General features: G+C 71.2%; 5 protein-coding genes and 1 pseudogene. 3 read left to right on the top strand and 3 right to left on the bottom strand.

All coding sequences use genetic code 11. The annotated features are described in order from the left end of the window. Positions 1 to 105 precede the first annotated feature (105 nt). The 3 genes and pseudogenes from ACWEKM_RS41060 to ACWEKM_RS41050 all read right to left on the bottom strand — a co-directional run bounded on the left by ACWEKM_RS41060 (position 106) and on the right by ACWEKM_RS41050 (position 2,459). The gene (locus ACWEKM_RS41060; RefSeq protein WP_451626398.1) at positions 106 to 333 is read right to left on the bottom strand and encodes a hypothetical protein; all 228 of its coding nucleotides are present in this window, start codon (positions 331 to 333) and stop codon (positions 106 to 108) included. An 846-nt stretch (positions 334 to 1,179) separates the two neighbouring features. Further along, positions 1,180 to 1,662, bottom strand: a pseudogene (locus tag ACWEKM_RS41055) (SH3 domain-containing protein); the annotation flags it as partial. Between the two features lie 80 nt (positions 1,663 to 1,742). Continuing rightward, positions 1,743 to 2,459: a FadR/GntR family transcriptional regulator gene (locus tag ACWEKM_RS41050; protein WP_451626396.1), complete on the bottom strand. Its 717-nt coding sequence runs from the start codon at positions 2,457 to 2,459 to the stop codon at positions 1,743 to 1,745. A 250-nt stretch (positions 2,460 to 2,709) separates the two neighbouring features. On the opposite strand from ACWEKM_RS41050, the gene ACWEKM_RS41045 reads away from it, so the two are divergent. Genes ACWEKM_RS41045 through ACWEKM_RS41035 form a run of 3 tightly spaced genes read left to right on the top strand, consistent with a single transcriptional unit; the run spans position 2,710 to position 7,272 of the window. Further along, entirely contained in the window at positions 2,710 to 4,329 is a 1,620-nt protein-coding gene (locus ACWEKM_RS41045; RefSeq protein ID WP_451626397.1) for an ABC transporter substrate-binding protein, read from the top strand. A 4-nt stretch (positions 4,330 to 4,333) separates the two neighbouring features. Next, positions 4,334 to 5,293, top strand: coding sequence for an ABC transporter permease (locus ACWEKM_RS41040; RefSeq protein ID WP_451626395.1), 960 nt, complete (start codon positions 4,334 to 4,336; stop codon positions 5,291 to 5,293). Beyond that, positions 5,293 to 7,272 carry a dipeptide/oligopeptide/nickel ABC transporter permease/ATP-binding protein gene (locus ACWEKM_RS41035; RefSeq protein ID WP_451626394.1) on the top strand — a complete coding sequence of 660 codons (1,980 nt, stop codon included), beginning with the start codon at positions 5,293 to 5,295 and terminating at the stop codon, positions 7,270 to 7,272. The genes ACWEKM_RS41040 and ACWEKM_RS41035 overlap by 1 nt, the downstream gene beginning before the upstream one ends. Positions 7,273 to 7,338: the final 66 nt, after the last annotated feature.

The following is a 7,338-nucleotide window of genomic DNA, read 5'->3' as shown; positions in this document are numbered from 1 at the left end:
CCCCACACAAAAAGGGGGGCGCGGCCCCCCGGGGGGGGGGGGGGCCCCCCCGCCCCGATTTTCGCTGGCGACCAGTTTCCTGACCGTCGTGCTTTGCGTCCGGGATCAGACCGGCTGACAGAGCGACACGACGTTGACGGTCGCGGCGTCGGCACCGGGGTTGTGGACGGTGATGGTCCAGGCGGTACCCGGAGTGCTCGTCAGCGTCTGTACGTCACCCGACCCCGAGACCTGGCTCTCCCCGCCGCTGACGGCCAGGAAGGAGCCGAGGGTGCTGCAGTCCCCTCCCTGAAGCGTCATCGTGCCGCCGGCGGGGATCGTCTGGGGGTTCAAGGGCGAGTTCAGCGCCTGAGTTTGCGTGGTACCGCTGGGGCCCGTCGGACCACTCGGACCGGTTGGACCGGCGACGCCGTCGGCACCCGTCGGACCCGTCACACCGTCAGCACCGGCCGGACCCGTCGGACCCGTGGCACCGTCAGTCCCGTTGTCGCCATTCGCTCCGGTCGCGCCAGTGGGACCGGCCGGGCCAGTCGCACCCGTAGCACCGTCCAGACCAGCCGCACCCGTCGGACCCGTCGCACCGTCAGTCCCGTTGGCGCCGGTCGCACCCGTAGCACCGTCCAAACCGGCCGCACCAGTCGCACCCGTCGCACCCGTGGCGCCATTCAAACCGGCCGCACCCGTCGCACCGGTCGCGCCCGCCGCACCGCTCGCGCCCGCCGGGCCAGTCGCACCCGTAGCGCCATTCAGACCAGCCGCACCCGTCGGCCCCGTCACGCCATTCGCACCCGTAGCGCCGCTCTGGCCAGTCGCACCGGTCGCGCCCGTCGCACCACTCGCGCCCGCCGGACCGGTCGCACCCGTAGCGCCATTCAAACCGGCCGCACCCGTCGCACCCGTGGCGCCATTCAAACCGGCCGCACCCGTCGGACCCGTCGCACCCGTAGCACCGCTCTGACCGGTCGCACCGGTCGCGCCCGTGGCACCGTTCAAACCGGCCGCACCCGTCGCACCCGTCACGCCATTCGCACCCGCCGGACCCGTCGCACCCGTGGCGCCGCTCTGGCCGGTCGCACCAGTCGCACCAGTCGCGCCGTTTGGTCCAGTCGCGCCGTTTGGTCCGGTCGGGCCGGCGATCGAGCCGCAGTACGGCACGCCGGTCGCGGCGACCCAACGCGCGGTCACCCAGCCGGGACGGTCCGCCAGTTGGTACCAGACGGTGTTCCCGTCCACCGGCTCGCCCGCGTCCCAGCACAGGATGCTGACGCTCGCCCCGAACGGGAACGAGCCCAGGTTCGCCGAGTCGGTCGTCGGTTGCTGACGGATGTTCACGCCGGTACCGGCGGTCACCGTCCCCGTGACCGCCGCCCGAAGACGGTGCTGTTTACTTTTCACCCCCGCCCCCTTGGCGATCCGCGCCGCCTGTGAAGCGGTGGCCCGAGCGTGCGCCCGGCCTTCGGCTGACTGTGCCTGTGCGGCAACAGGGCCGCAGAGGCCCCAGGTAAGGCCGAGGCTCACAGCCCCGAGTGCCAGCGACGAGACGCCCCTGGTCTTGACTGCCCCATGCACCAAACCCACCGTGCCTTTCCTGACGAACTGTGAGGGATGAGGTGGGGACAGGAAACTGGATATGCCGTCAGCAACCTCAGACAACCCGGCCATAGTGACTCAAATGCGTCATATATATCGCTCGGGAAGCTCGATAATCATCTGGTAGCAGAAACACCCGCCAGGCCCACCGCTCACTCCACCCCGCGCGACTCCTGTGCCGCGCGCGCCTCGATGCCGCGGAAGTGGACGGCCATCGCGTGCTGCGCGCCGGCGAGGTCCCGGGCACGCAGCCCGGTGACGATGTCGCGGTGCCGGCGGACGGTGACCTCGGGCGCGGGGTCGTCGGTCCAGCCGCGGGCGCCGGCCACCCGCCGGAACACCGTCCAGAACGCGCCGAGCAGTTGCGGCACAAGGGCGTTGCCCAGCGGGACGTAGAGCAACTCGTGGAACTGGCGGTCCAGTTCGGGGAAGGGGCGGCCCGCCCGGCCCGCCGCCTCCATCCGGGCCACCACCGACTCCAGCCGGTCCAGCTCCGGCTCGCTCGCCGTCGCCACCACCCGGCGGATCAGCCCCTCCTCCAGCACCTCGCGGATCTGGAGGATCTCGGCCAGGGCGCCGGGGTCGCCGTCGTGCCGGGTCAGCGTGCGGAAGGTGAGGCCGTCGACCAGCGGGGTGAGGGATGCCTGGCCGACGTAGGTGCCGTAGCCGTGCCGGATCTCCACGAGGTCCAGGGCCTGGAGCGCCTTGAGCGCCTCGCGGACGGAGTTGCGGCTGACGCCGAGGCCGTCCATCAGTTCCGTCTCGGTGGGCAGGGGCGCACCGGGCGCAAGCCCCCGGTCGAGGATCAGCTGTACGACCGCGCGCTGTATCCGGCTGTACCTGGGCTCCCCGGCGGGCATGCGCCGCATCGTACGCTCAGTGGACGTCCCACGTCCCATCTCCCACCTTCACCAGCGTCAACTCCCGCCATTTCACAGGGTCATTGGTGCGACCTCTGGCGGCTACGCCATTCGTGTGCGACCCCTTGACCGGCCCCACGGGCGCTCCTATGGTCACGCTGATCGGCCAGACGTAGGACGTCGTATCTCCTCAGTCGTATCCCTCCACAACTCTTTGCGAACCCCGTTCCGGACCCCTGGAGGAACCGTGCGCGACGACATGATCCACGACGGGCCGGCGCTGCACCGCCGGTCGTTCCTGAAGTACGGCGGCGCGCTGGGTGCGGCCGCCGCGCTCCCCCCGTCGCTTGCGGCCTGTTCGTCCGGGCCCGAGTCGACGAACGACACCGGCGGCGGAGGCGGCGGCAACCGCACGCTGACCGCGGTGATCGGCTACGGCAACGACGGCAGCTGGGATCCGACGCAGACGGCGTCCGCGTTCTGCATGGCCGCCCTTCAGCATGTCTACGAAGGGCTGTTGGACACCGACCCGATCTCCCGGGACCCGTACCCGGCGCTGGCCACCCGGATGCCGGCCGATCCGAACGCCACCACGTGGCGGTTCACGCTGCGGCCGGGCGCCCGGTTCCACGACGGTAAGCCGGTGACGGCCGACGACGTGGTCTTCGTCTACGACCGGATCCTGGACCCGGGCACGCAGACCCTCGCCAACGGGTTCTTCGAGAGCTGGCTCCAGGAGGTCCGCAAGATCGACGCGCAGAACGTCGAACTGGTCCTCAAGTTCCCCTTCCCGGACGGGCTCTCCCGGCTCACCCTCGCCAAGATCATGCCGAAGCACGTCTTCTCGCGGCCCGGGGCGTGGGACGACGCGATCAGGGGGAAGGCGGTCGGCTCGGGACCGTACCGGCAGACCGCGCACCACCCGAAGTCGAACACCACCTTCGAGGCGTTCGCCGACTACAGCGGCCCGCGCAGGCCCGCGTTCCGGAAGATGAACTGGCTGACCATCGTCGACGCCGCCCCACGCGTGGCGAAGATCTCCGGGGCCGACGCGGGGGCGCAGATCGCCGACAACATCCCGTACGCCAACGTCTCCCGGCTGGAGCAGGGCGGGCTGAGCGTCGCGGGCGGGGCCGGGATGAACAACCTGTTCCTGATGTTCAACACCGCGCACAAGCCGTTCGACGACGTGCGGGTCCGGCAGGCGCTGCACCACGCCATCGACACCGGGAAGATGGTCGAGGTCGCGCTGAAGGGGCACGGGAAGCCGTCGTCGTCGTTCCTGAACGAGGGCAACCCCGCCTACCGGCGGGCGAAGACGGTGTACGACCATGATCCGGCCAAGGCGAAGGCGCTGCTGAAGGCGGCCGGGGTCGAGCACCTGAAGATCGACATCCTCGCGGTGAACGTCAGCTGGATCGTCGACTGTCTGCCGACCATCAAGGCGTCCTGGGACGCGATCGGTGTGGAGACGACGCTGTCCCCGCAGGAGACCACGGCCGTGTTCACCAAGCTGGACCAGAAGCAGGACTACCAGGTCGTCGCCGCCGCCTCGAACCCGAACCAGTTCGGTCTCGACGCCGACCTGATCATGCACTACAACTACGGGCCGGCCAACCTGTGGATGCGATACACCCGGTGGGCCGACGACCCGGTGGCCAAGCGGCTCTTCGCGGACATGGACCGGGCGACCCGGGAGCCGGATCCCGACCGGAAGAAGGCGATGATCCAGGACTACATCGACATCGTCGCCGAACAGGCCGTGCTCTACCCGGTCGTGCACAACGAGCTGATGACCGCCTGGGACCCGAAAAAGCTCACCGGCATAAGGGCACAGCCGTATCCCGGCATCAACCTTCTCCAGGCCAAGTGGGTCTGACGGCATGACGGCCGTCGTCCGCATCCTGCTGCGCCGCGTCGCCCTGCTGGTGCCGCTGCTGCTCGGCATCGTGCTCTTCGTGTTTCTGGTGATGCGGTTCTCCGACGTCGACCCCGCGTCCGCGTTCTTCCAGGGGGCCAACCCGACACCCGAGCAACTGCACGACTTCCGGGAGCGCAACGGGCTGCTGGACCCGCTGCCGGTGCGCTATGCCCACTTCGTCGGCGATCTGCTCCACGGCGACCTGGGCACCAGCGCGCTGACCCGGGCGCCGGTCGTCGACCAGGTCACCACCGCACTGCCGCTCACCCTCCAGCTGGCCTTCCTGGGCCTCGGCCTCGCGGTGCTGCTGGCGCTGATCGGCGGGGTCACGGCGGCGATCTACCGGGACCGGCTGCCCGACCAGATCATCCGGGTCGGCTCGCTGACCGGGGTCGCGGCACCCGCGTTCTGGCTCGCCCTGCTGATGATCCAGTATCTGGCGGTGGACCGGGGCTGGTTCCCGACCGGCGGCTACGTCAACCCGGCGGACTCCCTCACCGGCTGGCTGCGCACGATGACGCTGCCCGCCGTCGCGCTGTCGCTGCCGGTGGCCGCGCAGCTCACCCGGATCGTGCGGACCGCCGTGGTGGAGGAACTGGACAAGGACTACGTACGGACGGCGATCGGCGGCGGGCTGCCCCCACGGGTGGTGGTCGGCCGCAACGTGCTGCGCAACGCGCTGGTCAATCCGCTGACCGTGCTCGGGCTGCGGGTCGGCTATCTGCTGGGCGGCGCGGTGGTCATCGAGACGATGTTCTCGCTGCCCGGCATGGGCAAGCTGATGATCGACGCGGTGCAGAACGGCGACCCGGCGGTGGTCCAGGGCGTCGTGCTGACGACGGCCGCCGGGTTCGTGGTGGTCAACCTGGTCATCGACGTCCTCTATCTGCTCGTCAACCCGCGACTGAGGGAGGCGGCCTGATGTTCACGCGCAAGAGCCGCACCGAGCGGCTCGCCCGGCCCGGCGTCCGGCTGCGCGGCTGGCGCCGACTGCCGCCGCTGTCGAAGGCGGCCGTCTGCTTCCTGGCCGTCGTCGTCCTCGCGGCCCTGCTGGCACCGCTCCTCGCCCCGGACGACCCGCTGGACCAGCAGGACCCGGCCGGCGGCACCGGGCATCCCTCCGCCGGGCACTGGATGGGCCAGGACAGCCTCGGCCGGGACATCCTCAGCCGGCTGATGTACGGCGCGCGCTGGTCCCTCGCCATCGGTCTCGGCGCCACCGCGCTCGCCCTCGTCGTGGGCGCGCTGCTCGGGGCGGTCGCGGCCACCTCCCGCAAGGCCGTGGACGAGACACTGATGCGCTGCCTCGACGTGGTGATGGCCTTTCCCGGCATCGCGCTCGCCGCGGTGCTCGTCGCCGTGTTCGGCGGTGGCATCACCGTGCTGATCTGCGCGATCGCGTTCCTGTTCACCCCGCCGGTGGCCAGGGTCGTACGGGCGAACGTCCTCGATCAGTACGGCGAGGACTATGTGACCGCGGAACGGGTCATCGGCGCCCGCACGCCGCATATCGTCCTGCGCCATGTCGCCGTCAACTGTGCCGCCCCCGTGCTGGTGTTCTGCACCGTCCAGGTCGCCGAGGCCATCGTCTTCGAGGCGTCGCTGTCGTTCATCGGCGCGGGCGTGCGACCGCCGGACCCGTCCTGGGGCAGCGTCATCGCGGACGGCAAGAACATGGTGCTGACCGGCGGCTGGTGGGCGACCGTCTTCCCCGGGCTGCTGATGCTGGTCACCGTGCTGTCCCTGAACGTCCTCGCCGAGGGTGTCTCGGACGCCTGGGCGGCCCCGGCGGCCCGGGGGGTGGACGTGCGGGAGCAGGACGGCCGGCCGGCGGCGCCGAAGGCCGGTGGCGGCGAGGTGCTGCCGCTGCCCCAACTGGCCGACGCCGCCCGGCGGTTGCGGGCCCGGGCCCGTCCGCTGCCCGACCCGGGAGGGCAGCCGGTGCTCGCGGTGGAGAACCTCGCCATCGGGTTCCCGGACCGGCACGGGGGTGTCGACGTGGTCGACGGGATCAGCTTCGAGGTGCGGCCCGGCGAGGTGCTGGGCCTGGTCGGCGAGTCGGGCTGCGGCAAGTCGCTCACCGCGCTCGCCGTGATGGGGCTGCTGCCGAGGGGCGCCCGGGTCTCCGGTCAAATCCGGTTCCACCAGCGGGATCTGCTCGCCGAGCCGATGCGGGTCCGGCGCAGGCTGCTCGGCCACGAGATGGCGATGGTCCACCAGGACGCCCTGTCCTCGCTGAACCCGGCGATGACCGTCCGTGCCCAGCTGAAGCAGCTGGTGCGGCGCGGCGGCCGACGGGGCGCCGCCGAGCTGCTGGCCCTGGTCGGCCTCGACCCGGAGCGCACCCTGCGCAGCTATCCGCACGAACTCTCCGGCGGTCAGCGCCAGCGCGTCCTGATCGCCATGGCGCTCTCCCGCGATCCGAGACTGATCCTCGCCGACGAGCCGACGACCGCCCTGGACGTGACCGTGCAGGCGCAGATCATGGAGCTGCTGCTGCGGCTGCGGGCGGAGCTGGGCTTCGCGCTGATCCTGGTCTCGCACGACCTGGCGCTGGTCGCGGACGTCACCGACCGGGTGATGGTGATGTACGGCGGGCAGATCGTGGAGACCGGCGTGACCGCGGACCTGGTGGCGGCACCGGCCCACCACTACTCGCGCGGGCTGCTGGGCAGCGTGCTGTCGCTGGAGTCGGCGGCCGAGCGGATGACCCAGATCAGCGGGGTCGTCCCGGCGCCGGCCGACTTCCCTGCGGGCTGCCGGTTCGCGGACCGCTGCCCGCGGGCGAGCCAGGTGTGCCGGACGACCGCGCCGGACCTGATGGGCACGCCCGCGCACACGGCGGCCTGCCACCACCCGGCGATCGACCTGGTGACGACGGAGAGCGAGGCGGTCAGGTGAGCAGGCGGGAGGCGGCCAGGCGAGCACGCAGGAGACGGTCGAGCGAGCACGCAGGAGACGGTCGAG

This window comes from Streptomyces sp. NPDC004752 (assembly GCF_053601275.1).
The sequence above is the reverse complement of the archived record's forward strand: the minus strand, read 5'-3'. Positions and strand labels throughout refer to the sequence as shown.

Coding starts and splice junctions, on each gene's coding strand:
- ACWEKM_RS41050 (WP_451626396.1), bottom strand. CDS start 2,459: ATGCGGCGCATGCCCGCCGGGGAGCCCAGGTACAGCCGGATACAGCGC.
- ACWEKM_RS41045 (WP_451626397.1), top strand. CDS start 2,710: ATGATCCACGACGGGCCGGCGCTGCACCGCCGGTCGTTCCTGAAGTAC.
- ACWEKM_RS41040 (WP_451626395.1), top strand. CDS start 4,334: ATGACGGCCGTCGTCCGCATCCTGCTGCGCCGCGTCGCCCTGCTGGTG.
- ACWEKM_RS41035 (WP_451626394.1), top strand. CDS start 5,293: ATGTTCACGCGCAAGAGCCGCACCGAGCGGCTCGCCCGGCCCGGCGTC.